Annotated in this window: 15 protein-coding genes; 5 read left to right on the forward strand and 10 right to left on the reverse strand. The window is 65.8% G+C overall.

All coding sequences use genetic code 11. The annotated features are described in order from the left end of the window. Window positions 1-107: 107 nt before the first annotated feature. From ACIP9X_RS00395 to ACIP9X_RS00420, 6 genes are all read right to left on the reverse strand, one after another. Entirely contained in the window at window positions 108-3,383 is a 3,276-nt protein-coding gene (locus tag ACIP9X_RS00395) for a bifunctional cytochrome P450/NADPH--P450 reductase (RefSeq protein WP_400477742.1), read from the reverse strand. A gap of 593 nt (window positions 3,384-3,976) precedes the next feature. Further along, window positions 3,977-5,440, reverse strand: a complete 1,464-nt coding sequence (locus tag ACIP9X_RS00400) for an amidase (RefSeq protein WP_400477743.1) — start codon at window positions 5,438-5,440, stop codon at window positions 3,977-3,979. Further along, on the reverse strand, window positions 5,437-6,669 hold the full coding sequence (locus ACIP9X_RS00405; RefSeq protein WP_400477744.1) for a M20 family metallo-hydrolase: 1,233 nt from the start codon (window positions 6,667-6,669) through the stop codon (window positions 5,437-5,439). The genes ACIP9X_RS00400 and ACIP9X_RS00405 overlap by 4 nt, the downstream gene beginning before the upstream one ends. A gap of 44 nt (window positions 6,670-6,713) precedes the next feature. Further along, complete coding sequence (locus ACIP9X_RS00410) at window positions 6,714-8,084, reverse strand: MFS transporter (protein ID WP_400477745.1); 1,371 nt, start codon at window positions 8,082-8,084, stop codon at window positions 6,714-6,716. Between the two features lie 359 nt (window positions 8,085-8,443). Beyond that, on the reverse strand, window positions 8,444-9,361 hold the full coding sequence (locus tag ACIP9X_RS00415; RefSeq protein ID WP_400477746.1) for a LysR family transcriptional regulator: 918 nt from the start codon (window positions 9,359-9,361) through the stop codon (window positions 8,444-8,446). A 117-nt stretch (window positions 9,362-9,478) separates the two neighbouring features. Beyond that, window positions 9,479-9,817, reverse strand: a complete 339-nt coding sequence (locus ACIP9X_RS00420) for a hypothetical protein (RefSeq protein ID WP_400477747.1) — start codon at window positions 9,815-9,817, stop codon at window positions 9,479-9,481. Between the two features lie 187 nt (window positions 9,818-10,004). On the opposite strand from ACIP9X_RS00420, the gene ACIP9X_RS00425 reads away from it, so the two are divergent. Further along, window positions 10,005-10,559, forward strand: coding sequence for an SRPBCC family protein (locus ACIP9X_RS00425; protein WP_400477748.1), 555 nt, complete (start codon window positions 10,005-10,007; stop codon window positions 10,557-10,559). A gap of 17 nt (window positions 10,560-10,576) precedes the next feature. Here ACIP9X_RS00425 and ACIP9X_RS00430 read toward each other — a convergent pair whose 3' ends face one another. From ACIP9X_RS00430 to ACIP9X_RS00445, 4 genes are all read right to left on the reverse strand, one after another. Continuing rightward, window positions 10,577-13,717 carry an efflux RND transporter permease subunit gene (locus ACIP9X_RS00430; protein WP_400477749.1) on the reverse strand — a complete coding sequence of 1,047 codons (3,141 nt, stop codon included), beginning with the start codon at window positions 13,715-13,717 and terminating at the stop codon, window positions 10,577-10,579. Between the two features lies 1 nt (window position 13,718). Then, on the reverse strand, window positions 13,719-14,168 hold the full coding sequence (locus ACIP9X_RS00435; RefSeq protein ID WP_400477750.1) for a hypothetical protein: 450 nt from the start codon (window positions 14,166-14,168) through the stop codon (window positions 13,719-13,721). After that, window positions 14,165-17,338, reverse strand: a complete 3,174-nt coding sequence (locus ACIP9X_RS00440; protein ID WP_400477751.1) for an efflux RND transporter permease subunit — start codon at window positions 17,336-17,338, stop codon at window positions 14,165-14,167. The genes ACIP9X_RS00435 and ACIP9X_RS00440 overlap by 4 nt, the downstream gene beginning before the upstream one ends. Before the next feature lie 441 nt (window positions 17,339-17,779). Next, window positions 17,780-18,097: a hypothetical protein gene (locus ACIP9X_RS00445; RefSeq protein WP_400478541.1), complete on the reverse strand. Its 318-nt coding sequence runs from the start codon at window positions 18,095-18,097 to the stop codon at window positions 17,780-17,782. Here ACIP9X_RS00445 and ACIP9X_RS00450 point away from each other — a divergent pair. The 4 genes from ACIP9X_RS00450 to ACIP9X_RS00465 all read left to right on the forward strand — a co-directional run bounded on the left by ACIP9X_RS00450 (window position 18,084) and on the right by ACIP9X_RS00465 (window position 26,320). Further along, complete coding sequence (locus ACIP9X_RS00450; protein WP_400478510.1) at window positions 18,084-18,479, forward strand: DUF4232 domain-containing protein; 396 nt, start codon at window positions 18,084-18,086, stop codon at window positions 18,477-18,479. The genes ACIP9X_RS00445 and ACIP9X_RS00450 overlap by 14 nt on opposite strands. A gap of 206 nt (window positions 18,480-18,685) precedes the next feature. Continuing rightward, window positions 18,686-20,206, forward strand: coding sequence for an FAD-dependent oxidoreductase (locus tag ACIP9X_RS00455; RefSeq protein WP_400477752.1), 1,521 nt, complete (start codon window positions 18,686-18,688; stop codon window positions 20,204-20,206). A gap of 65 nt (window positions 20,207-20,271) precedes the next feature. After that, window positions 20,272-25,470 (forward strand): DNA glycosylase AlkZ-like family protein, encoded by a 5,199-nt coding sequence (locus tag ACIP9X_RS00460; protein WP_400477753.1) that lies wholly within the window; start codon window positions 20,272-20,274, stop codon window positions 25,468-25,470. After that, the gene (locus tag ACIP9X_RS00465; RefSeq protein WP_400477754.1) at window positions 25,463-26,320 is read left to right on the forward strand and encodes a DNA-formamidopyrimidine glycosylase family protein; all 858 of its coding nucleotides are present in this window, start codon (window positions 25,463-25,465) and stop codon (window positions 26,318-26,320) included. Before ACIP9X_RS00460 ends, ACIP9X_RS00465 begins: the two co-directional genes overlap by 8 nt. Window positions 26,321-26,339 lie beyond the last annotated feature (19 nt).

Raw genomic sequence — 26,339 nt, forward strand, 5'->3', positions numbered from 1 at the left:
CGGTTCCCTTGTAACAGGGGGACCGGAGCTTTTTTGCTTCGTCGGAAGAGAAGCCGCGGTAACGCATCAGTAATGCGGCAAGGATCTGCTGCTGCTCCAATTACGTCCTACGTGAAAATGTCCGCCACGTACCTACCGTGCGTGCGCTCAACCTCATCCATCCACGCGTCGGCGTCCTCCGCCGTCGCGCCGGTGGCCTCCTGGTAGATTCGCTCGCAGGTCTCGCGGACCTCCGGCGCCATGTTCTTGCCATCGCCGCAGACGTACACCGTGGCACCCTGTTTCACCAGCTCCTTCACGTCGTCCCGGTCCGCCCAGAGCCGGTGCTGCACGTACTTCTGGCCGTCAGACGGCGCCTTGGAAAAGACCGGCCGCAGGTCCAGGTTGGCCTGCTCCGCCCAGGACGCCAGCTCCGCCGCGTAGAGGAAGTCGGTGTCCGGCGCCCGGCAGCCGAAGAACAGCAGTGACGGCGCAGGCCTGATCCCCTCGGCCTGGGCGCGGAGCGCCCGGTCCTGCACGAAGCCGCGGAACGGCGCCAGCCCTGTGCCGGCGCACACCATGATGACCGGCATGGCCAGTGACTCCGGCGGGTGGAAGGCCGCGTTCGACGGCCGCACGGTCACCGCCACCCGCGACCCCGGCCGCGCCTGGGCCAGGTACGTGGACGCCGCCCCTTCGAAGGTGCCGCGGCCGGACCACGCCGGGGCCTGGATGACGGCGAACGTCAGGGTCGCGTGGTCGGGGCTCCACAGCGGGGACGACGAGATCGAATACCGCCGCGGGGTCAGCTGGGTGAGCAACTGCAGGAACGTCGTGAACGGCAGCTGGCATGACTGGTACATCTCCAGCAGGTCCAGCAGCGAAACCCGCTTATCCACGATCTCCGCCGCATGCCGCTCCCGGTCCTGCGCCAGCGCCTCCAGCTCCGCGCGCTCCGCCGGGTCCGCCGCCACCTCGGCCAGTTGCTCGATCTGGGGCCGGGTGGCCGGGACCGCGAGTTCCACGTAGCTGCTCAGCAGCTCGCCCACGGCCACCGGCGTGCCGGTGGGCAGGAACGTGTCCCCGTGCTCCATGCCCAGCACCACGTGGGAGTCGTAGTCCAGGCCGAGTCGGCTGAGGGCCCGCTGCACCAGGTCGCTCGGGTTGAGCGGCAGCACCGCCAGGTAGTCGCCGGTCCGGTAGCTCATGCCCTCCGGCAGCGCGATTTCCACGTGCCGCTTGGAGCGGGCGTTGGGTTTGGAGAGGTCCACCAGCTCACGGTTCACGACAACGGTCCCCACCGCCAGCTCGTTCTGCCGCAGCAGCGTGTCCCGCACATTGCCCACGAACTGGACCTGCAGCTGCGGATCCCCGGCCGGGGCGATGGTTTTCTGCCCGAGGGCGCCGTCCACAGCCCGCCAGAACCCCGCGTACCATTCCTCGAAATCGCCGAAGAAATCGCCCCGGGCGTTGGCCTCGCCACGCTCGTAGACCCGCTCGGCGCCGGCTGCCTCGAGCCGGGAATCGATGGCCTTTGGCACCTCCTGGTAGGTCCTTGCCCAGTCCCGGTTGCCGTTGCCGAACACCGTGTACCGCACCCCGGTGAGGGTGCCCGGCTGCAGGCCCTCGGTCCAGGTCATGAAGCGCTTGGCGTTGTCCGGCGGCATCCCCTCATAGGAGGAAGCAACGACGGCGACCAGCCCCACAGTGGGTAACCCGCCGGCCGCCTCGTCCAGCGAGGCGATGGTGGGGCTGTAGCCACGCCGTCCGGCGTCGTTCGCTATGCGCTGCGCAAAGTCACGGGACGTGCCCGCGTTCGACCCGTACAGCACGCGCACCGGAACGCCGTTGGCGGCTACGGCGGCCGACGCTACCGCCGTTTTTTCCTGTCCTCGGTTTTCTTGTCCGACGGTGGCACTCACCGCCGCGCCGATCCGGACGTCCCGCCGTCGGACGTGTATGTAAAGCCCTTCCGGCTTCATGGTGAGGGTGTGCTTGATGTGCAGCTCGTAGCTGGGGTCCGCGGGCGTGATGTCGAAGCGCTGTAGTGCCTTGGCCAGGAAGAGCATGGCCTCCTGCAGGGCAAACCCGCGGCCGATGCAGGATCGCTGGCCGTTGCCGAACGGCTTCCACGCGTTGGGCGGGATGGACTCCACGCGTTCGGGGGAGAACCTGTCCGGGTTGAAGAGCTCGGCGTCCTCGCCCCACGCCGCCTTGTCCCGGTGCAGCTGCGGAATCAGGACCATCAGGGGCTGGCTCTTGGCGACCTCATACCTGCCGCCGATCACCGTGTCCTCGTAGGCTGCCACATTGAACGCGGGGGCGGTGGGCCAGAGCCGGAGCGTCTCCTTGAGGATCTGGTCCAGGCACCCCAGCCTGGGCAGGTGCTCGAACCTTGCAGCTTCCGTTCCAAGGACCTCGTCCACGAGGGCCCGGGCCTTCTTCATGACCTCCGGATGCCGCAGCAGCTCATACATGGCGAAGGTGAGCAGGCCGCTGGTGGTCTCGTGCCCGGCCACCAGGAAGGTGACCATCTGCTTCTTGACGTTGTCCTCGGGCAGGCGCTCGCCGGTCACCGGATCCGCCGCGTTCAGCATGGTGTCCAAGATGTCCTCGCTGCCCTCCGGACTCGGGTTGCGGCGCCGGTCGCTGATGAGCTGCTCGGCCACCTCGAGCATCAACGCGTTGTCCTCCTCGAGCTGGTGCCGCTTGCGGATCATGAGCTTGTTCTGCACCGGCAGGCGGGTGGACCTGTCCCTTGACTCCATGAGGGCGCGGACCATGGCCCCGATGAAGGGGTGCATCTCGTCCCGGTAGAGGCTGTTGAACCGGTAGCTGAACGAGCACAGGGCAATGGTGTCCAAGGTCAGCCGGGTGGTGTTGTCCGCGACGTCGATCCGCGCGGTGGGGCCGAGCCGCTCCCACTTGAGCAGTAGCTGCTCCACGATGTCGTCCATGCCGGCGAACATCCTGGTCAATGCCTTCGGTCCGAACGCCGGCATCAGGATGCGGTGCGCCTTCTGCCAATTGGGCTCCTCGGTTTCCGCGGTGAACAGGCCGTCGCCGACGAAGTCGCGGACCTCGCGGAGGGAGACGCCGAGCACCTTGCCGAAGCGGGACTCGTCGCAGACCTCGTTGACGAGCTCCTGAGAGGAGAGTGCCACCATACTGCGGTTGAACACCTGAATGCGGACGATGGGGCCATACTCTTCGGCCACTTCGACCAGGCCCAGGATTCCCTTGGATGAGTCGATATCGGGCAGGTTGCCGACTAGGGGCTTGGGCGGTGGCTGTGGGATGGGGGTGATGCCGCTTCTGCTTGTAGCTTGCGCGCTGTGGGTCGGGTTGCTTTGGGCGCTGTGGGTGGGGTTGCTGTGGTTGCCGGGATTGCTGGGCGAAGGCATGGGGCCCTCCTAGGCGGTCTTCGTCGACACTTGTCTGCGCTGGATTTCTTGGTTTCTGTTGCCGGGAGGGGCGCCGGTGCTTGCTGCTTTTTGCTGGTGCTTTTTGCCGGGGCTGGCCGGGCGTCACGGGCCGGGCTCGACCTAGGATACTCCCGTTGGATGCCGGCGACTACGGGTTTTTTCTTGCGCCGGTGCCAGGGTGCCTGGGACCAACGTATCTGTATCGCCAGTGGAAATAGGCCTCCACGCGGCGGTTGACGCCAGGGAACCTGGAGGACCTGGCCGAGGCGTCGCCCAGCCATGCCGTAGGTGAGAGCCGGCCGCAACCGGAAGGAGAGCCTGCGTTTCTGGTGGCGGTGCGCGGTCAACGGCGAATCTATTGCTCCAGGGTTTGGGGTGGTTGGTAGCTTGCCCCTGAGGACGTTCCTGTCGAGGTCATCGCAGCTGTATTGGGGCCCAGTAGCCGAATAAGCCGGTCCGTTCCCTAGTACGCCCCAGGATAAAAACCCAGACGGATATTGTAGAAGTCCGGTGGCACATTCCTGCCCTTGACTCCGAAGATCCCCGGGCTGGACGACGCGGGACTGAACCCCTTAGGCCATGGCCCATACGCCCGGCCGCCGCGCGGCCCACGGCCGCACTGTCTCCACGGCCGCACCGACTTTGAACACTGTGGCGTCGTCGTACGGGTGCCCGACGATCTGCACACCCGTCGGGATGCCGCAGTCTGCCATGCCGCTGGGAACGGCCAGTACCGGGCAGCGGTTGGCGATGTTGAACGGCGCCGTCATGTGCCCTTGCCAGTAATGCTCGAGCTCTTGCCCCCCGGCATCGATTCCATCAAGGTACATGCCGTCCGCATCCAGTGCGGCAACGGCGGACGCGGGACAGATCAGGGCGTCGAACCCCGCCATGGCGGCCGCCAGCTCAGCCTGAAGGCGGGTTTCGGCCCGGATGCCGTCCACGAACCGGTTCTCTTCCGCCGCCCGCCGGGCATCCGCCATGAAACGGCGGGTGTATGGAGCAAGGAGTTCCGTTGAGCCCTCAGTATCGTCCTCCATGGCCGGTCCCAACAGGTAGCCGAAGTGAGTGAACATGGTGCGGCTGATGGACGTTGTGGTCCACGGGAGTTCGATCTCCTGCACAACGGCCCCTGCGTCCCGCAACGCCGCAGCAACCGCATGGGTATTTGCCTCGACGTCCGGCGCTACCGGATAGTTCCCGAGCCGGATGCACAACGCAATCTTCATCCCGGTGACGGCAGTCCCCGCGACGGAAGCCACGCCGTCGTGCTTCTCCAGTCCCGGCGGCGGCCATAGCCCGGGCGAGTCCGCGAGCGAGGTGTGGTCCCCGGGGTGCCGGCCCGCCATGACGCCAGCCAGCAACGCTGTGTCCGCAACGGTCCGGGCCATTGGCCCGTCGCCGCGGTAGTGGTCGGCAGAGAGCGGCGCCATGCCGGGGATCCGCCCGTATGGCGCCTTGTAGCCGACGGTTCCAGTGAACGACGCCGGCAGCCGGGTTGAGCCGGCGATGTCAGAGGCGGTGGCCAGCGGGGCCAGCCCGGCTGCCAAGGCAGCCCCGGAACCGCCCGAGGAGCCACCAGGTGAAAACTCCAGGTTCCACGGGTTCCGGGTGACTCCCCACAGCGGACTGTGCGTGACGGTCGCGCAGCTGTATTCGGGCGTGGTCGTACGGGCGTGGACGATGCCGCCCGCACTGCGGATCCGATCAATGACCGGATGATCCTCTGAAGCGAGCTCGTCCTTCCTGGCTACGAGCCCCTGCGAGAGGGTCCGGCCCTTGAGCCCGTGCTTTTCCTTGGCGGCGACAGGCAAGCCCAGCAGCGGCGCGAGGTCCCTGCCACGGGCGTATTTGGCGGCAGCCTGCCGGGCTGCGGGCAGCGCTTCCTCGAAGAGCGTTTCCGTCAGGGCGTTGATCTCCCCGTTGACGGCTTCCGTCCGCGCGATCACCGCTTCCATCAGTTCCACCGGGGAGAGCTCCCTGGTGCGGAAGAGCCGCAATGCCGTGGCGGCGTCGAGGTAGTGCAGCTCCGTCATGCCAGGGCCCCGCCGACGAGCTCGCGGGCCACGCCGGTGAGCATGTCCACACCCGCCACCATGTCTGCGTCGGTGGTGAATTCCCGCTCGCAATGCGAGACGCCGTCCACGCTGGGGATGAACAGCATGACAGAAGGCGCCACCGTGTTCATCGCAACGGAGTCGTGGCCCGCCATGGTCTGGATTCGCCGGGCGGTGAGTCCCAGGTTGGCTGCGACCTTGTCGGCCAGTTCCAGCCCGGCCTCGGGAAAGCGGCGGATGGGCCGAATGTCGAAGTCCTTCACGTTGACCTTGATGTCGTGCTCGCGGGCCAGCACATCGATCTTGTCCAGCAGGGTGGCCCGGGCGGCCTTGACGATCTCCGGGTCGCCCGAGCGGAGGTCCGCGACAAGGTGCACCCTGCGTGCCACCACTATCGGGGAGTTCGGCTCCAGGGTCAGCTGGCCCACGGAGGAGACCAGGGCCTCGTCCTCGAAGTCGCCGGTGACGTCGTGCACCATCAGGATGATCTTGGACGCCGCCACCAGGGCGTCATGCCTGTCCGCCATGGCGGTGGCGCCCGTGTGGGACTGCTCCCCCAGCACTTCAATGTCGAGCTTCTGCGTGTACCAGCTGCTGTCCACGAGGCCGATGTTGATGCCTTCCCGCTCCAGGATCCGGCCCTGCTCAATGTGGATCTCCGCATAACCCGCCACGTCCGGGCCCTCGGCCGCACCCAGGTATCCAATGCCGTCAAGCGCTTCGCGGACGGTGACCCCCTGCAGGTCCCGGACGTCGAGCATCCGCTCCCGCTCCAGCAGGCCGGCGAAGACCGAACTTCCCATGATGCTCGGGGCGAACCGTCCGCCCTCCTCGTTGAACCAGTTCACCACCGCAAGGTTGAAGCGGGGCGTTGCACCGCCCTCCGCAACTTCGGCAGCCAGCCGGCGTGCCGCGTGCAGGGCGGCGATCACGCCGTAGGCGCCGTCGAAACGGCCGCCCAGCGGCTGGCTGTCAAGATGCGATCCGATCAGCACATACGGTGCACCCGGAGTCCACTCCAGCAGCCCAAACATGTTGCCAATACCGTCCACCCGAAGTTCCCACCCGGCGTCGTCCACCCAGGCGGCAAACCAGTCGCGCGTCTGCGCGTCCTCAGCCGTGGCCGCCTGGCGGTCAACGCCGTGGTTAGGCGTGGCCCCGATGGTGGCCACATGGTGAAAATCGGAAAGGAATGCTGCTGAATTCATGGGAAGTCCTTTGTGTATTGCTGTGAAGAGGGCGGGCGGCGGGCTTAGCCCATGCGTCCGCGGGTCTCGGGCACCTTGGTGAACAGCACCAGGAGAAGTACGACGGCGGCAGCCGCCGCCATGTAAAAGCCCGGCGCGTGCGGCACACCGGTTCCTCCCACGAGGGCGGTGCCGATGAACGGTGCGGTGCCGCCGAAGAGGGCGTAGGCGCCGTTGTAGCTGATGGCCGCTGACGTGAAGCGGGTGCGGGTGGTGAATATCTCGACGAAGAAGGTGTAGCAGCCGCCGCCGTAGATGCAGAGCGCCACCACGAAGAGGGACTGTCCCAGCAGTGCCAGTGGCAGGCTTCCGCTGGTGACCAGCATGAAGCTCGGCACGGACAGCACGGCGAGGGCGAGGGAGCCGGCAATGAGCATCGGCTTACGACCGAAGCGGTCCCCGAGGCGTCCGCCTATCGGAAGGAGGATGGCGTAGAGGGCCAGTGCTGCGGCGTTCACCATGAGCGACTGTTCGCGGCTGAGGTGGCCCGTGGTCTGCACGTAGGAGACGAAGTAGGCCGAGAGGAAGTAGAAACCCATCGCGGTGAGGCCCATGACGAAGATGACCTGCACCATGCGGAGGCGGTTCTCCCGGAAGGCCTCGCGGACGGGACTGAACTCTTTGGTTCGTGCAGCCTTGGCTTCGTTGAACGCATCGCTTTCAACGGTGCGGCTTCGGATCCAGACTCCGAAGAGTGCCAGCGGCAACGCGAGCAGGAACGGCAGGCGCCATCCCCACGCCATGAAGGCTTCGTTGGGCATCGACTGGCTGAGGACGAGGATCATGGTCCCGGCAACGACGGAGGGCAGGGCGGTAGCTGCGATGGTGATGTTGAGCCAGAAACCGCGGCGGTTGACCGGGGCATGCTCGAAAACGAAGGATGGCGCGCCCACAGATTCACCGCCAGCCGAAAAGCCCTGGATGAGGCGGCAGAGCACTAGCAGGGCCGGCGCCCAGGCACCGATTTGGCTGTAAGTGGGCAGGATTCCCATCAGGGCGGTTGCGCCGCCTATCGCAATCAGCGTAATGGTCAGGACACGGCGCCGGCCGATCCTGTCGCCGAGAGCGCCGAAGAACAGGCCGCCGATGGGCCGGACAACAAACGCGACACCGAAGGTTGCGAACGTAGCGAGCATGGCCGCGACCGGGTTGCTGCCAGGGAAGAAGAGCTGCGAGAAGACCACCGCCGTGAGGCCGTAGAGGGTGAAGTCGTAGAACTCGATGAACTGGCCGATGCTGCCGCCGGCGAGGACCCGCTTCTGCATTTTGCTGGTGCCAACGCCTCCGGAGCGGGTCGCGGTTCCGGCGTCGGCGGAGTTCCTGGAGGAAGCATTGAGGCCCGGCTCTGGCTGGTTCTTGATGTCATTGATGGTCATGAGAGCCACGCTAGGTTCGCGGTGTTTCCGGTTTCCGGTGCCGTGTTACGGGCGTTTGAAGAATTTTTGGTGCGCGTTGCCGCGCTGTTGCTGCGATCCACTGGTTCGGACATACGTCCGACACATTGCGCGTGATTCGGAACCATTGAATCTCCTTTGATCAACATGGTCTGCTCGCTTCGGGGTTCCGGCATAGGCCGGAGTTGCGGGCTTTGGGCCGCCGGGGATCCCCAGATCCCGCCGCGTAGCATCAACTCTCTGTGATCCGGTTCACATCTGTCCAATTGATTGTTTTTGAAGAATCGATCGATATTGTCAATGCCTGGTCGTGTTTCCTGATACAGCTTGGGACGTCCCGGTCAGTTGCGGGACGCCCCGTAGAGGCGGAGGCACGTTTCCTCGAAGGCGAGGGCCCGGCGCGTGGGCTGCACACCCTCGGGGCGGACCAACATGACGTCGATCGGCGGGAAATTATCCGTCAGTGTCAACGCCACCACGCTGGCGCCGGAATAGGTCATGTCACTGTGGAGCCGCTGGTTCAGCATCGCGTAACCGTGCCCCTTTGCCACAAACGAGCGGACAGTTTCATACCCAGCGAACCGGTGACGGACGTTCGGCACCAGGCCAGCCAGGGCGTAGAGCTGCTCGTAGTACTCCCGGCTGTGCGGCAGGTCCAGCACGACGGCGGGTTCGCCGTCGAGATCCTTCAGTGCGATGGTCCGGTCCGGGCGGGCTGCCGCCGGATGCTCAGCATGCACCAGCACGTGCGGCGGGATGCGCTCCAGCACTTTGTAGGTGAAACCGCGGCCCAGCCCGAGGCCGTATGTAAGGGCGACGTCGCACTGCCCTTCGAGCAGGGCGGTTTGCAGGCTGGCCAGGTCTGCTTCCAGGAAGGAAACCGCCACGCCCGGGTGCTGCACCTCGAACGTCTGCAGGATCGCTGGAAGCCTGAAGGGTGCCAGCGGAGCAAACACGCCTACTTTGAGCTCACCCACCAGGTTGGCCGCCAGGCCGCGGGCTGATTCGTAGAGCGAATCAGCCTGCTCCAGCAGCACCTTGATTTCCTGGGCCAGCTGCCGGCCAGAGGATGTGAGACGCAGGCCACGGGTCTGGAGCCGCACGAACAGCTGCGTGGACAGGCTGGCTTCAAGCTGGGCAATCGCTGTGGAGAGTGTGGACTGAGTCACCAGCAACCGCTCGGCAGCCGCGGTCATGTTCTGGAGTTCCGCTACCACCGCGAAATACCGCAGCTGGGTCAGGGTAAAGGGCTTGGCCATCCATTAATGGTCGCACCCTACGCCACGAGTCGCGTCCGAAGGAGTTTTCGTCCACTTGCGCAAAAGCGGCCTAGAAGCGGCGTCATGCGGACGTCTTGCGGACGTCTTGCCCCGGCGCTACATCGCGTCCGGCCGGTGATCCCCCTTGTGTCCGCGCAGATTCTCCTGCACCTTGCCGAACAGGTCCTTGATGGTGGTTTCGGTGTTCGTCAGCATGTCCGGCTGCAGATATACGAGCTGCGTCGGGGACAAGGTGTAGCTGGTCTGTAGCCCTGCGGTGCTGTCCACTCCCTCCAGGGCGATGGTCACTCCGGTGTCCTTGCGGAAGATGGCGCCGATCCGGCCGAACACCAGGGTGGCGTCGTCGGGCTGGAAGCTGACCGTCAATCCGACATGCGTCCTGTTGAGGTCGGTGGCCGCTACAGCTTTCTCGTTGCCGGTTCCTGCGTAATTCATGACTACTCCTAGGTCTAAAGAGCCACGTACTTCAGCAGTCTATGGCGGCGAGTCAGGCCAGTACAGGCGTCCGCAGACCTTGAGGGCAGCTGCGGGCAGCATGCCCAGACGCACACTCAAGGCACCATTGAGCGAGCGGGCTGACCGCGCTTGAATAGAGCCGGACCGGCAACCTCAGGAGGCACCCGTGAGCAGCAGCACCGACTACGAGTTCCGGACTGTGTGGCGGGTGGCCGGTACTCCCGAGGAGGTCGTAGCCGTCCTCGGGGACGCCTCCAGGCTTCCGGAATGGTGGCCGTCCGTCTACCTTTCCGTGGAGCCCATCCATCAGGGGCGGGACGACGGCGTCGGAGGAATGGCCAGACTGCACACCAAAGGCTGGCTGCCCTACACGCTGGGGTGGACACTGACAGTTACCTCGCCCCTCACCAGCAGCGGCTTCAGCATCCGGGCCACCGGGGATCTCAACGGCACAGGCCACTGGACTTTCGAGCAGGACGGGCCGGAAACCGCCATTACCTACGACTGGCAGGTCAGTGCAGCCAAGCCCCTGCTCCGGCGCCTGGGCTGGCTCCTGAAACCCGTCTTCTCCGCCAACCACCGGTGGGCGATGGAACGGGGCCAGGAAAGCCTCGCCCTGGAACTCCGGCGGCGGCACACCGGCTCCGACCCGCAGGGCGTCCCCACGCCACCGCCGCCCACGTTCCCGCGGCTGGCGGGGCGTGGGCGGCGGATTGCCTAGTTACTGTCTGGAGTTGGTCAGGCAGTGGCGAGCTCCGGTTCCCGGGGCGGCGCCTCCTCCCGCTGCTTCCGGGACTTGGCGAACCTCAGGTAGAGCGACGGCACCACGAAGAGATTAAGCAGCGTGGACGTCACCAGCCCGCCAAGAATCACCATAGCCATGGGATGCTCGATCTCATGGCCCGGAATTTCACCCAGGACCACCAGCGGAACGAGGGCCAGCCCCGTGGCAAGGGTGGTCATCAGGATCGGTGAAAGCCGCTCGCCCGCCCCGCGGAGCACCAGCTCGGGCCCGAACTTCATGCCCTCATATTTCTCCAGGTGCTGGCAGTGGTTGATGAGCAGAATGCCGTTCCTTGCCGCAATGCCCATAACTGTCAGGAAGCCCACAATCGAGCCCAGTGACAGGACACCACCCCCCAGCCAGGCGGCGAACACGCCGCCGACGAGGGCGATTGGCAGGGTGAGGATGACCAGCGTGGCCAGCCGCCAGCTCGAGAAGGCCACCTGCAGCAGCAGGTAGATCACGGCCAGCGCCACGGTGGCGAGGGTCAGCAGGGTGGTGGTTGCCTCTTGGCGTTCCTTGAATTCGCCGAGGACTTCCGTACGGAAGCCCGGAGGCAGCTCCACGGTCTTGAGTCCTTCCTCCATGGCCGCAACCACCGTGGCCAGGGATCCTTCTGTCACGTTTGCCTCGATGTCGATCCGCCTGGAGTGGGCATCGCGTTCGATGACATTGGGCGTTGGTTTCACCTCGACACTGGCGACCTCGGACAACAGGATTTTCTCTCCGCTGGGGGTATCAATGGGGAGGTTCCTGATGCTGGTGACGTCGGAGCGGACTTCCACCGGGCTCCAGACCTGGACGTCGTACGCCTTGCCGCCCCGGAAGACGTCACCGGCTTCCTCACCGGCGACCAGCGTTGCCGCTTGCCGCCGCACGTCGCCGGGCTTCAGCCCGTATTGCTGGGCCTTCTCCAGGTCGACTTCGATGTTGAGCTGCGGGATGTCCTTTTGCAGCTCCGTGTGGACGTCGATGGCCCCCTCGGTCCCGTCAAAGATCGACTGGATTTCGGCGGCCTTTGAACGCAGCAGCGCCAAGTCGTCCCCGTAGAGACGGACGACGACGGCGGTGCTGGCGCCCGTCAGCACCTCGCGGATTCTCTCCTTCAGGTATGTTTGGACGTCACGCACGATGCCCGGATAACCCTCCACTACTTCATGGACCTTGGCCAAAGTTTCGTCGTAGTCCACAGCCGGGTCGATGCTGATCCAGTTCTCACCGAAATAGACTCCCACCACTTCGTCGGCGTTGAATGCCTGCCCGATATGGGCGCCGCAGTTCCGTACCCCCGGAATGGTCATGAGCTCTGTACAGGCCCTCTGACTGATCCGATACTCCTCTTGGACCGACGTGCCCGGCTGGGTCAGCCAGTGCATCAGGAAGTCGCGTTCCTTGAAGTCCGGCAGCAGTGACTGCCCCAACAGCGGAGCGGTGAAGGCACCGACGGCCGCCATCGCGCCGAAGGTGGCATACCCCGCTGCGGGGCGCCGGATAATCTTGCGCAGGATCCGCAGATAACCACGTTTAAGCACCCGGACCAGTGGCGGTTCCTGTTCCTTCAGCGGAACTTTACGCATGAAGATCAGCGCAAGGGCAGGGGTCACCGTCAAGGCCACAACCATCGATGCCAGCACCGCAATGGTGTAGGAAATGGCGAGTGGCCTGAAGAAAGCGCCCGTGAGTCCCTGCAGGAAGAAGATCGGCACAGCCGCGGCGATGATGATCAGCGTGGCGTAGACGATCGGGCCGCGGACCTCCAGGGAGGCCTCCAGCACCACCGAAGCGGTGGAACGTGTTCCGCCCTGCGCCCGGTGCTGCCGGAGTCTTCGGATGATGTTCTCAATGTCGATGATCGCATCATCCACCACCACCCCGACGGCAATCACCAACCCGGCCAGGACCATGGTGTTTACGGCAGTGCCCGTTAGATAGAGGACGGACGCCGCCGTCACCAGCGACAGCGGAATGGCTATCAGGCTGATCAGCGCGGTCCGCCACTGGAAGAGGAACGCTCCCAGCACCAGCACCACAAAGAGGCAGCCCAGCAGCAGCGCGCGGCTGAGGTTATCGATGGACTCTTCGATGAAGGTCGCCGGGCGGAAAATCTCCGTATCGATCGTGATGCCGCTGAGTCCCGGCTCCATCTGCTTTAGAGCTTCCTCCACACCCTTGGTGACTTCCAGGGTGTTGCCCCATGGAAGTTTCTCAACGATGAGCATCAGCCCCGGACCCTGGTTGATGACGGCGTCGCCAATGAGGGGCTGATGGTCTTCCTTCACAATGGCTACATCACCCAGGCGGAGCGGCTTTCCGTTCCGTTCCTCGATGACGACCTCCGCGAGGTCCTGGGGCGTGGCGATCGGCAGTACGTGCTGGATGCTGAGCCGCTGGTTGGGCGTCTCCACGTGGCCGCCGGTACCGATGAGGGCCCCCGGTGTGTATTGCAGCAGGCCCGCGTCCAAGGCATTGGCGGTGACATCCATGACCTGGTTGATGCTGACATCGTGGGCCTTCAGCTTCTCCGGAACAGCCTGCACCTGCAGCATCTGCAGTCGTTCGCCCCAAATGGCGATGTTGGCAACCCCCGGGACCCGCAGCAGGTGCTGCCGGATCTTCCAATAGGAGATCATCGACATTTCGATCAGGGATCGTGATTCCGACGTCAGGCCGATTTTCATGACCCGGCTGGTGGAGGACAGCGGCTGCAGCATCATTGGCGGCGACGCCCAGGTGGGCAGCGACGGCGTGACGGTGGCAATGCGCTCCGAGACCAGCTGGCGGGCCTTCAACAGGTCCGCCCCCGGGGCGAAAAGGAGCACGATCGAGGACAGCTGTTCCACGGACTTGGAGCGGATCTCGTTCAGTCCCTCAACGCCGTTGAGGGCGTCTTCGAGCGGAACGGACACCAGCTGCTCCACCTCGGCAGCGGTCAGACCAATGGCGATAGTCTGGATCTCTACCTTCGGCGGCGCAAATTCGGGAAAGACGTCTACGGAGGCCGTACTGAGCTGGACGCCGCCGAACGCCATCATTGCCACTGCGATGGCCACCACCAAGGCGCGGAATTTCAGGCTGAACCCGACAATCCGGCGCATGTCAATGGCCCTTCGTGCCGAACTCGGCGCCGAACAGCTCCGCAGCACCCAGGGTGACTACCTCGGTTCCTGCCGCCGGACCAGACCGGAGCTGGACCTTGTCGCCGGTGATCTGGTCCACCGTAACCGCGGCCCGGATGTACGTCCGAGGCTCAGGAGCGGTATACACCCACGTCTTACCGGTGCCATCGTAAACCAATGCGGCGTACGGGACTTCCAGGCCGCCTTTGCCCGTGGTGACCTTCTCCGTGGTCAGTCCCAGCCTTTCGACGGCCTTCTCTGTCAACGTCAGCCTGTTCAAATCCGAGCCCACTTTCTCCAGGGAGGCGGGGGCCTCCCCGGCAGGGGCAGACTCGGATTTCACCGCTGCACAGCCGGCAAGACCCATCGATGCCGCACAGGCCAGCACGAGAACAGAACGCCAGCCCCCAAAATCACTCTTGCTTGTCATGACAATTCCGACCTCTCTTGCAGAACCGGTCCGTTGTTAATAACCAATGAGCTCCCCCAGTCCGTGTTGGTGGCCGGACCAAAACGCAGGAAGAGAATCGGCAGGATATACAGGGTCAGCAGGGCCGACGTGATCAGGCCGCCCCACAGGATGAGCGCCATCGGAAGCAGCATGGCCATGGCGACGGGCCCGCCCAGCAGCACCAGCGGCACCAGCGCAAGGGCCGTGATGATGGCCGTCAGCACAGTCGGCTGCAGCCGCTCCGATACCGCACGCTTCATCTGCTCGGCCGGGGACGCCGTCGGATGCTGTAGCTGAATGGACTGATAGGTACCCATGAGCATGACCGCGTCGCGGACTGCGACGGCGAGCACCGCTGCCAGGGCTACCAGCACGTACAGGGAACCAAAGCCCCCGCTCAGCCAGGCAGCAATCACACCGCCCAGCAACGCCACAGGCAACAGCACGAATACCAGGCCTGCCAAACGCCAACTGCCCAAGACCGTCAGCAGCAGCACCAGGATGCCCACCGCCGCGGCCGCTGCCAGCCACACCATCAGGTCACCGGCTGCCTGCTGCTCCCCGAACCTCTTGGGGATCTCGGCGTGATATTCAACCGGGAACTGCATCCCCCTGATCGCATTTTGGATGTCCGCGGTCACGTCGCCAAGGCTCCTGCCCTGGATGTCGGCCACTACGTCAATCCTCCTGGACGTGTCATCGTGGGAGATCACTGCCTGGTTGGGGGTGAGCCTGACGTCGGCAACGTCACTGAGCCGAAGCTGCCCGCCGTCCGGCTTGTCAATCAGCAGGTTCCTAACATTGGTCAGGCTGTGCCGCGTCTCAGGTGTGCCCTTGACGACGACCTGGAACACCTTCTGCTGCTCGAACAGGTAGCCCACCTCGATACCCTGGAGCACCGTGGCGGCGGCGCGCCGCACGTCACCGGGCTTCACGCCTTGCTGTTGGGCTTTGGCGAGGTCCACCTCAATCTCGGCAACAGGCTGGGAAGGCGTGGCCTCCACCGTGGGGTTCACCACACCGTCCGTCCGGGACAGGATGTCGCGGATTTCGTTGGCCTTCTCCTGCAGGATTGGCAGTTCAATGCCATAAACGCGCACCCTGAACTGCTGGTCGTCGATAGCGCTGGCCTTGGCAACCTGCTGCTCCGGATAGGTGGTGACCTTGGCCGTCAGTCCCGGGTAGCCCTGCACGATCGACTGGGCACCGGCCCGGACGTTCTCAATGTTCGCGCCGGCGTCCAGTGTGATCCAGAGTTCGCCGGAGTTCACATCCGCGGAAAGATCCGAGGTGATGGCGCGTCCTACGTGGCCGCCCACCCGTGCTACTCCATCGATTTGCGTCAGCTCTTCCCCGGCTTTGGTCATCAGCCGGTTCATCACGTCCGTCCCCGTTCCGCTTGAGGCTTCCAACTCAACGAGGAGAGTGCGGTCAGGAACGGCGCTAACGATCGGCAGTTCCCTCGTCAGCCCCGGCACCAGTGCCACGGCGACGATCGCCAGCACAGCTGCGACGGATGCGACCAGAACGGCCACGCCCTTGGTGAACGATCCCGTTGACTTGCGGTAGCGCTCTCCCAGCTTGTGGAAGAAGGACGGCTTCGTCTGCGGCCGCTGGCGGCCGCGCAACAGCAGGCTTCCCAGTGCCGGCGTGACCGTCAGTGCAACAAGCATTGCCACCGCGGTGGCGAGCAGATAGCTCAGCACCAGCGGCTTCAGGAATGCCCCGTCAACGCCCGGCACGAACAACGCCGGAGCGAGTGCCAGCAGTGCCACCAGGCCTGCGAACAGGACGGGGACACGTGAGCGCTGCAGGCCGTGGGCAAGCAGAGCCTCCCGGGACAGCCCTTCAGTCGCCGCATCCTTTCGGAAGCTGTGCAGGTCCAGGATGATGTCGCCCACCACAACGATGAGCGCCAAAGTGAGGCCGGCGAATGCCATTGTGTTCAGCACTGCTCCCTGGAACTGCAGGACCAGGGCTGCGCCCATCGCGGCCACGGAAATGGCCACAAGCGCCAGCAGTGCGTACCGCCAGGACCGGAAGGCAAGCCCGATGGCCGCCGTCACGACGAGCAGACTGACGAGCAGCGCTACACCAAGCCCGCTTGCAGCGGATTCCAGGAACGACGCCGGACGGAAGACGGTTGAATCGACGGTGATCCCTGTCAGGCCGGGGCGCAGGCCGTTCAGAACCTCTTCAACGCCTGCGGTTACCTCGGCCACACTGGTGTCCGGGAATTTCTCGATTACCAGGAGCAGGCCCGGAGATTTTCCGGTCACTGCGTCACCGATCAGCGGCTGGTGGTCCTCGACCAGCGTCGTTACATCGGACAGCTTCAGGGACTCGTTGGTGCTGCCCTCAATGCTGACCTTGCCAAGATCCTCCGGTGTACGGATGGGAAGAACGTGCTGGATACCGATCCGCTGGTTCGCTGACTCCAGGAACCCGCCGGTACCCGGGGTGGACGCCTCGAGGAAGGTGAGCGGGGAAACCCACACAGCATTGCCGGCCGTCTCCACCACCTGGTTCAGGGTCACATCCTGGGCCCGGAGCTTCGCGGGGTCGACCTGGACCTGCAGCTGCTGCTCGCGCTGGCCGAAGATTGAGACGTTGGCTACTCCTGGAACGCCCATGAGTGCGGGCTTGATGTCCCAGCGTGCGAGCACCGACATGTCGATTGGCGAGACCTCCTCGGAGGTCATCTCGACCATCATCACGCGGCTCGTCGAAGACAGCGGCTGCATCAGCACCGGTGGAGCCGACACGTTGGGCAGTGCGTGAGCCTGAGTCAGGCGCTCAGCCACCAGCTGCCTTGCACGCAAAACATCCGTACCCGGTTCGAAGACCATCTCAATGGACGACAGGCCGGGAACGGACACGGAACGGATTTCATCGAGCCAGGCGACCCCGTTCAGCAGGTCCGCCTCCATGGGAGACGTGATGAGCTGTTCCACTTCAACAGCAGACAGACCCAGCGCCTCGGTTTGAATTTCCACATGCGGTGGAGAAAATTCAGGAAGGTTGTCCATAGGCATGGACGGCAGGCTCGTTAGTCCGAGCCCTAAAATACCGGCCGCAACGGCCAAAACGATCAAACGAAACTTAAGACTCCAGCGGACGAGCCAACCGGTCATATCCTCAGCCCCCATCGTTATCGGTAGGGGCTACATCGCCTTGTACCGATTTCTGATGCGCCTATTCAAGGTTCACCGGCAGCGGCGTTGCTGCCGGTGAGTGCCGAGCTGCCTCCCTCAGACCCTGCGCGCCCCCAGTTCCGGGGACGGTACCGGCCGCGCCGGTGATGGATCGGACGCGGCCAGACGGAGAGCTATTCCCTATCCTAATTTTTTAACTTAGTGAATTCTGGGACAAGCGAGACCACGTTCATTCTGACATAGGGAAATGCCCTTATCAACGGAATAAGTGCCCGTTTGGAGAGGCAATTTGCCGAGGGCAATGGTTTATCGTTGCATCATTTAAACGCTACCCCGGACGGGAGTGTGCATCACAATCAAGGCACTAATTTCTCATCCCGGCCGCGCCGTCGTTGACTACGGCGGCGCAGGCCGGAAGGTTAGGACCATGAGGCTTCAGCGCATCCCCATCCGATTGACGGCCAGCGCGGCGGCCGCCGCGGCGGTGCTCCTACTGACAGCCTGCGGTCCCACGGAGCAAGCCGGTCCGCAACCCGCAACGAGCACTGCGCCGGGCAACAGCAGCCCGAGCGTGAGTCCTGCGGACCCGGCAACTTCCGTCCCGCCGTCGGCCTCTTCCCCTGAAACCGCTTCGGCTCCTCCCGCGCCGGCGGAAGCGCCGTCCTCAGCGCCCAGAGGCACCGTCCCGTCAACGCCGAAGGCAACCGGCGCCGCCGTCAGCCTTTGCAGGGCTTCGGCTCTGAAGGCCAGCACCGACGCCACCGGCGGCGGCGCGGCAGGCAGTGTCTATATGCAGCTGGTCCTGACCAACAGCGGCAGTGCCGCCTGCCATCTCAAGGGCTTCGCCGGCGTCTCACTGACCAGCAGCCCCGGCGGGGAGCCTCTGGGTGCGCCGGCACGGCGGGACACCTCGGCGCCGGCTGTCGACGTCCTGCTGGCGCCGGGGCAGTCCGGAACCGCCGTGCTGCGCTACACCCAGGCACGCAACTACACTGACTGCGCCCTGGTGTCGGCGGCCGGGTTCCGGATCTACCCGCCTGAGGAGACTGCATCGCTTTTCGTGGCCCGGCCCTCGGACGCCTGCAGCAACGCCTCCATTGAGCTGCTGACAATCGGGCCGTTCCAGGCGCAATAAGATTCCCGCGCTCCCCCGCAGTCTTCCTTCCCTGCGGCAGGCCTGCCCCGCGCCACCGTGATGCGGGCTGGCAGGTCCGGCCGTGACCTGTTCCTCAGCCCCAGTTCCATAAGTACACTGACGGTTACGTCGGGCCCTCCCTAACAGGACGGTCCGGCGCATGATTGCTCCGCAATTTGGCTACGGTTGAAGGCAGGTTGATTGGCATGACGTCGCTCTGGTTGGACCGCACCGATACTTTCAGCGGAGATGAGTTTCGCGCGGATGAGGCGTATGACACGGTGGTTATCGGCGCCGGCCTCACCGGGCTGGTGACGGCGCTGCTCCTGGCACGCTCCGGCCAGAACGTCCTGGTTCTCGAGGCCAGGTACCTTGGCGCCGTAACCACGGGCAACACCACCGCCAAAGTCACCTTGCTGCAGGGAACGGCCCTGTCAGCGTTGAGGAGCCAATACTCCGCCAAAGTTGTCGAAGCGTACGTCACAGCCAACCGCGAGGGGCAGGCCTGGCTGCTGCGCTATCTGGAGTCCAGCAATCTCCCGTACCAGGAGCGTGACGCCTACACCTACGCCACCACCCCGAAAGGCGCCGAGACGCTCCGCAAGGAGCTGGCCGCGGCGCTCGCCGCCGGCGTCGAGGTGGATTATGTCCGCGACGCCGGGCTGCCGTTCCCCGTCCACGGGGCAGTGCGCCTCCGCGGACAGGCACAGATCAACCCCATGGACGCCGTGCTTGCCCTGGCCAACGATGTGCGTTCCCACAGTGGCACCATCGTCACCGGCGTCCGCGTCCGGGATGTCAGCGGCACCGGTCCGGCCGTGGTGGAAACGGACCAAGGAAACGTCCGCGCCAATAGCGTGGTGCTGGCCACCGGGACGCCGATCCTGAACCGGGGCATGTATTTTGCCAAGCTCAAGCCCAACCGTTCCTACGCAGCTGCCCTGGAACTTGCCGGCGCCACGGCCCCACCGGACGGCATGTACCTCTCCGTGGAACACCCCACCCGGTCGCTGCGCGACTACCCCCTCGACGGACGCCGTCTGCTGCTTGTGGGCAGCAACGGCCATCCTGTCGGAAGGGCAGAATCGGAACAGGCACATCTGGATGAGATGCTGGCCTGGGCAGAATCCCACTTCCCGGGCGCTACCGTCACACACACCTGGTCTGCGCAGGACTACCAGTCAATCAACCTCATGCCCTTCTTCGGGAAGCTTCCCCGCGGCCGCGGCCGGATTTTCCTAGGCACCGGCTACAACAAATGGGGAATGACGAATGCTGTTGCGGCCGCCCTCGGTATCGCCGCCGACATCCTCGGCGGCCACCTGGAATGGGCCAACACGATCCACCGCAGGGTGACATCCCCTCCGGGTGCTGCGTCCGCCTTTTCCCTCAATGCCGGCGTGGCCGCCACGCTCGCGAAGGACTGGTCGCAGGCTGCGCTGAAGAAACTGCCCCAGGACAACGCCGCCGTGCCCGCCGAAGGAACGGGCGTCGTGGCGGTACGTGGCCGCAAGCCGGTGGCGACTTCCACCGTGAACGGGAAGACCTGTTCCTTATCCGCTGTCTGCACCCACCTCGGCGGGATCGTGCACTGGAACGACAACGAGAAATCCTGGGACTGCCCCCTGCACGGTTCCCGGTTCAACAGCGACGGGACCTTGCTTGAAGGGCCGGCCACGCGCAACCTTTCAACGGCCGGGGAACCGGGGCAGAAGGACCCTGCATAGCAGGCCCATCCGTTCGGCCCACGGGCAACGGCGATACTGTCGGTGCCTTAGGGCATGATGGAGGCATGCAGTCGCAGGGGCCCGCCGGCACAACCGGCGGCACATCTTCGGTGGACTCCATGGGCCAGTTCAGCCGGCCCACACGGGAGTGGTTCCTCGGTGCCTTCTCCGAGCCGACCCCCGCCCAGCAAGGTGCCTGGAACGCCATTTCCTCGGGCTCGCACGCCCTGGTGGTCGCGCCCACCGGTTCGGGAAAAACGCTTGCCGCCTTCCTGTGGGCCCTGGACCGGCTGCTGGTTTCCGAGGCGGCAATGCCGGCAGCACTCCCCGGACTCGAAGCAGCGGACGGAGCGGCGCAGACCGGCGAGAAACGGCCATCTGCCAACAGCCGCAAGGCGAAAACGCCGAAGCGGAAAACACGCGTACTGTACATTTCCCCGCTAAAGGCGCTTGGCGTCGACGTCGAACGTAACCTGCGCTCGCCGCTCATCGGCATTACCCAAACCGCCAAGCGCCTGGACATGCCCGCCCCGCTGATCACTGTGGGCGTCAGGTCCGGGGACACGCCGGCCTCCGACCGCCGCGCCCTGCTGAGCAATCCGCCGGACATTCTCATCACCACCCCGGAATCACTGTTCCTGATGCTGACGTCGCGGGCACGGGAATCGCTCAGCGAGGTGGACACCGTCATCGTGGACGAGGTGCACGCCGTGGCCGGCACCAAGCGCGGCGCCCACCTCGCCGTCTCCCTTGAACGGCTTGATGCGCTGCTGCCCAAGGCTGCGCAGCGGATCGGACTGTCCGCCACCGTGGAGCCGAAGGAACTGGTGGCCCAGTTCCTGGCCGGCTCCGCTCCCGTGGAGATCGTGGCTCCGCCCTCCCGCAAGAACTGGGACCTCACCGTTTCGGTTCCGGTCGAGGACATGTCGGATCTGCAGGGCGCGGCAGGAGCCTTCGATTCGGGTCCGGCCTCCGGGCTGCAGCCGCAGGCCTCCATCTGGCCGCACGTGGAGGAGAAGATCGTCGACCTGGTGCTGGCCAACCAGTCCACCATCGTGTTCGCCAACTCGCGGCGGCTCGCTGAACGGCTCACCGCAAGGCTGAACGAGATCCATGCCGACCGGCAGCTGCTCGCGGTCGGAGGCGGCTGGGAGGATGCGGCGCCGGTCCTTCCCGGTTCCCCAGCGGCCTCCACTGCCACCCCCGCGCACATGATGGCGCAGGCCGGGAGCACCTCCGGTGCCGAAGCACTGCTCGCCCGGGCACATCACGGCTCCGTCTCCAAGGACCAAAGGGCCCTGATCGAAGACGACCTGAAATCCGGACGGCTCCGCTGTGTGGTGGCCACCTCATCCCTGGAGCTTGGCATCGACATGGGCGCCGTGGACCTTGTGGTGCAGGTCGAGTCACCGCCGTCCGTGGCCAGCGGACTGCAGCGCGTGGGACGCGCCGGACACCAGGTGGGCGAGATTTCCCAGGGCTACCTGTTTCCAAAGCACCGCGCCGATCTCGTCCACACCGCCATCACCGTGGAGCGGATGCTGGACGGCAAAATCGAGAGGTTGAGCATTCCGGCCAACCCGCTGGACATCCTGGCCCAGCAGACTGTGGCCGCCACCGCTCTGGGCAGCATCGATGTGGAGGAATGGTTCGCCACCGTGCGGCGCTCGGCGCCCTTCGCCTCGCTCCCGCGCTCCGCATTCGAGGCCACCCTGGACCTGCTGGCAGGCCGCTACCCGTCCGATGAATTCGCCGAGCTCCGACCCCGCATCGTCTGGGACCGGAACGCAGGAACCATCGAGGGGCGGCCCGGCGCGCAGCGTCTTGCCGTCACGTCCGGAGGGACCATCCCGGACAGGGGGCTCTTCGGCGTCTACATCATCGGGACTGAAGCGGAAGGATCCGCCTCACCGGCCGGCGGTGCCGCCGACGGCAAGGGCGCCGGCGGGGGTGCTCCCGCGAAGGGCGGCCGCCGAGTGGGTGAACTGGACGAGGAAATGGTCTATGAATCCCGGGTCGGCGACATCTTCGCCCTCGGTGCCACGAGCTGGAAAATTGAGGACATCACCCACGACCGCGTCCTTGTTTCGCCCGCTTTCGGCCAGCCCGGCAAATTGCCGTTCTGGAAGGGGGACTCGCTCGGCAGGCCCGTGGACCTCGGCCGGGCCCTCGGCGCGTTCATCCGGGAACTGTCAGCGTCCGACGTCGGCCCTGCCACCGAACGCTGCAAGGCCAGCGGCCTGGACGGCTTTGCCGCCAACAACCTGCTCCAGTACCTGGGCGAGCAGAAGCTGGCCACGGAAGTCGTGCCCAGCGATACGACGCTCGTCGTGGAGCGCTTCCACGACGAACTGGGCGACTGGCGGGTGATCCTGCACAGTCCGTTCGGCATGCCCGTCCATGCCCCGTGGGCACTGGCCGTGGGACAGCGCCTGCACCAGCGCTACGGCCTGGACGGCTCCGCCATGGCAGCCGACGACGGCATCGTGCTCCGCGTTCCCATGATGGAGGACGATCCGCCCGGCGCTGAGCTGTTCCTGTTCGATCCCGAGGAGCTGGAGCAGATTGTCACCGCCGAAGTCGGCGGCAGCGCTCTGTTCGCCTCGCGCTTCCGTGAATGCGCGGCCCGTGCTCTGCTGCTCCCCCGGCAGACCCCGGGCAAGCGGCAGCCGCTGTGGCAACAGCGCCAGCGCTCCGCCCAGCTGCTCGACGTCGCGCGCAAGTACCCAACGTTCCCCATCGTGCTGGAAACGGTGCGTGAGTGCCTGCAGGACGTCTACGACCTGCCGGCGCTGAAGGATATTGCGTCCTCCGTGGAACGCCGTGAGCTGCGGATCGTGGAGACCACCACACAGCAGCCGTCCCCCTTCGCGAAGTCGCTCCTCTTCGGGTACGTGGCACAGTTCCTGTACGAAGGCGACTCCCCGCTCGCCGAACGCCGGGCCGCCGCCCTGGCCCTTGATTCCACGCTGCTCAACGAACTGCTCGGCCGTGTGGAGCTGCGTGAACTGCTGGACGCCAGGGTCATCGAGTCGACGGAGCGCGAGCTGCAGCGCCTTGCTCCCGACCGCAGGGTCCGCGGAGTGGAGGGTGTGGCGGACCTGCTGCGGCTGCTGGGCCCGCTCTCGCCAGATGAGGTCGCGGCCAGGCTTGAGCCTGCCGACACCCCGCTGGCTGAGCCTGCTGAAACCACGCCGTTGGCAGGGCCCGCCGACGCCGCCCCGCTGGTCGAGCCTGCCGAAACCAAGCTTCCCGCAGACACCCTCCCGTCCCAGACCACAATGGCCGACGCCGGCGCACACCTTGCCGCCCTCCAGCGGGCCAACCGCGCCATCAAGGTGAGCATCGGCGGCGTCGAGCGGTATGCGGCCGTGGAAGATGCCGCACGCCTGCGGGACGCCATTGGGGTTCCCCTTCCCATGGGCGTGCCTCTGGCCTTCATCGAACCGGTGGCAGACCCCTTGGGCGACCTTGTCTCACGCTACGCCCGCACCCATGGTCCTTTCACCGCTGCGGAGGCGGCGGCGAGGCTGGGGCTCGGCGTCGCGGTGGTCAGCACTGCGCTGAAACGCCTCGCCGCTGACGGGCGGGTCGTGGAGGGCGAGTTCCGTCCGCACGTGGAACCAGCCGCGGAACCCGGAGAGGCTGCCGCACCGGAAGGGCAGGCCGCCGCGGAAGGGCAGGGCCGCGGGACGGAAGGGCATAGCCCTGATGCTCTGGAGCTTGAGCCCGGCGCCCAAACCGGCGCGGAGGCTGCATCTGCTGCGGGACCGTCCCCTGCCATTTCGGCTTCCGCTGCGGCCGCCACCTTCGTTGCCGGCAGCGAATGGTGCGACGCTGAAGTGCTCCGCAAGCTCCGCCGTCGTTCACTGGCCGCGCTGCGCGCCGAAGTGGAACCCGTGGATACCGCGGCGTACGGGCGGTTCCTGCCGGCCTGGCAGAATGTCCGCAGCCAGGGCAACCGGCGCGGTCAGCCGGCGCTGCGCGGCTTGGACGGCATCGTTACCGCTGTCGACCAGCTGTCCGGCGTCCCCGTTCCGGCGTCGGCCTGGGAGCCACTGATCCTGGCCAGCCGCGTGTCCAACTACCAGCCCGCCATGCTCGACGAGCTCATGGCGGCAGGCGAAGTCCTATGGTCCGGTGCCGGCTCCCTCCCCGGCAATGACGGCTGGATCAGTCTCCATCTCGCCGAATCAGCGGAGCTGACGCTGAGCCCCTCCATCGACTTCGAGCCCGGGGATGCGCAGCGGCGACTGCTGGAGCATCTGCAGTCCGGCGGCGGGGGCTACTTTTTCCGGCAGCTGACCGACATCGCCGGCGGCATGGATGCCGTGCTCAGCGACCAGGATGTAATGTCCGCGCTATGGGACCTGGTGTGGGCGGGCCGGATTACCGGGGACACGTTCGCCCCGGTCCGTGCCCTCATCGCCGGCGGACACACTGCCCACCGCCAGGTGGCCCGCGCGCCGCGCTCGCGCGCCCCGCGGATGAGCCGGCTGGGTAGGTCGCACGGGACCGGACTGCTCGGGTCCCCGGGCCTTGCCGGCGGGCGCTATGGATCCGCAAGCGGGGCCGCCCCCACGCCACCGCTGGCCGCCGGACGGTGGTCTGCCCTCCCCTCACCTGAGCTCGACCCCACGATCCATGCCCGTGCGTTGGCGGAACTGCTGCTGGACAGGTACGGGATTGTCACCCGCGGCTCCGTCATGGCCGAGAACATCCTCGGCGGCTTTGGACTCATGTACAAAGTGCTCGCCAGGCTGGAGGAAGCCGGGCGCTGCCGGCGCGGCTACTTCATCGAGCACCTCGGCGCCGCCCAGTTCGCAGTCCCTGCGACGGTGGACCGGCTGCGCACCTATTCGGAGGACACGCAGCTCGCCAAGCCGGAACCGGTTGCACTGGCCCTCGCCGCGACGGACCCAGCCAATCCGTACGGGGCAGCACTGTCCTGGCCAACGCTAGGCGAAGAGGCAGGCAGCGGCCACCGTCCGGGCAGGAAGGCGGGCGCGCTGGTGGTGCTTGTGGACGGCGCATTGACTCTGTACGTAGAGCGCGGCGGCAAGACGCTCCTCGTCTTCGCGGAGGACGAGCCAGTGCTGGCCGCTGCGGCCTCGGCGCTGGTAGACGTGGTCAAACGGGGCGCGGTGGACAAGCTCATCATGGAGAAGGTCAATGGACACGCCATTCTCGACACTCCGGCGGCGACGGCGTTGACGGCCGCAGGCGCCTATTCCACCCCGAAGGGACTGAGGATCCGTGCCTGAGGGCGACTCGATTTGGCGCGCCGCCCATCAGCTGCACGGCGCCCTGGCCGGCCAGACACTTACCGCTTCAGATTTCCGTGTACCCCGCTTCGCCACGCTGGACCTTCGCGGCTGGACGGTTGAGGCGGTGGTCCCCCGCGGCAAGCACCTGCTGATGCGTCTGGTCAGTCAGGCGGGGGAAAGGCTGACGATCCATTCCCACCTCAAAATGGAGGGCAGCTGGCAGGTTTACGCGCCGGGCGGGCGCTGGCGGAAGCCTGGTTTCACCGCGCGGTGTGTGCTCCGCACGCCGGCGGCGGACGCCGTCGGCTTTTCCCTGGGGCAGCTCGAGGTCATCAAAACCTCGGACGAGGACAAAGCCGTAGGGCACCTCGGCCCCGACCTGCTCGGGCCCGACTGGGATCCGGCCGAGGCCGAGCGGCGGGTCGCGGCTGCGCCGGATGTGCCCATCGGCGTGGCTCTGCTGGACCAGCGCAACCTCGCCGGCATCGGCAACATCTACCGCTGCGAAGTGTGCTTCCTCGCCGGACTGCACCCCGCCTCGCCGGTAACGGCAGCCACCGACCTGCCCGCCATGTTCGCCGACGCGAAACAGCTCCTGGAGGCCAACCTCGGCCCCGGACGCCGCACTACCTTACTCAATGCACGGGGAATCCCGGTGGGCAGGGCAGCAGGCAGGCCGGGCTACTGGGTGTACCGGCGCGAACATCAGCCCTGCCTCCGCTGCCGCACGCCCATCCGGCACGACACGTTGGGCAAGGCGGGCAGGGGCAATCCTGATCTCGTCACCGAGGAGAGAGACATCTACTTCTGCCCCAAATGCCAGCCGCTCCTAGGCGCCGGGGAGTAATCCCCGCCCCGGGAGCCGG

The organism is Arthrobacter sp. NPDC093125, assembly GCF_044754225.1.
Taxonomy (GTDB): domain Bacteria; phylum Actinomycetota; class Actinomycetes; order Actinomycetales; family Micrococcaceae; genus Arthrobacter.

Excerpts from the sequence above, each read along its gene's own strand:
- ACIP9X_RS00460 (WP_400477753.1), top strand. The coding sequence starts at position 20,272 with ATGCAGTCGCAGGGGCCCGCCGGCACAACCGGCGGCACATCTTCGGTG.
- ACIP9X_RS00410 (WP_400477745.1), bottom strand. The coding sequence starts at position 8,084 with ATGACCATCAATGACATCAAGAACCAGCCAGAGCCGGGCCTCAATGCT.
- ACIP9X_RS00430 (WP_400477749.1), bottom strand. The coding sequence starts at position 13,717 with ATGCGCCGGATTGTCGGGTTCAGCCTGAAATTCCGCGCCTTGGTGGTG.
- ACIP9X_RS00435 (WP_400477750.1), bottom strand. The coding sequence starts at position 14,168 with ATGACAAGCAAGAGTGATTTTGGGGGCTGGCGTTCTGTTCTCGTGCTG.
- ACIP9X_RS00420 (WP_400477747.1), bottom strand. The coding sequence starts at position 9,817 with ATGAATTACGCAGGAACCGGCAACGAGAAAGCTGTAGCGGCCACCGAC.
- ACIP9X_RS00455 (WP_400477752.1), top strand. The coding sequence starts at position 18,686 with ATGACGTCGCTCTGGTTGGACCGCACCGATACTTTCAGCGGAGATGAG.
- ACIP9X_RS00415 (WP_400477746.1), bottom strand. The coding sequence starts at position 9,361 with ATGGCCAAGCCCTTTACCCTGACCCAGCTGCGGTATTTCGCGGTGGTA.
- ACIP9X_RS00405 (WP_400477744.1), bottom strand. The coding sequence starts at position 6,669 with ATGAATTCAGCAGCATTCCTTTCCGATTTTCACCATGTGGCCACCATC.
- ACIP9X_RS00440 (WP_400477751.1), bottom strand. The coding sequence starts at position 17,338 with ATGGGGGCTGAGGATATGACCGGTTGGCTCGTCCGCTGGAGTCTTAAG.
- ACIP9X_RS00400 (WP_400477743.1), bottom strand. The coding sequence starts at position 5,440 with ATGACGGAGCTGCACTACCTCGACGCCGCCACGGCATTGCGGCTCTTC.
- ACIP9X_RS00395 (WP_400477742.1), bottom strand. The coding sequence starts at position 3,383 with ATGCCTTCGCCCAGCAATCCCGGCAACCACAGCAACCCCACCCACAGC.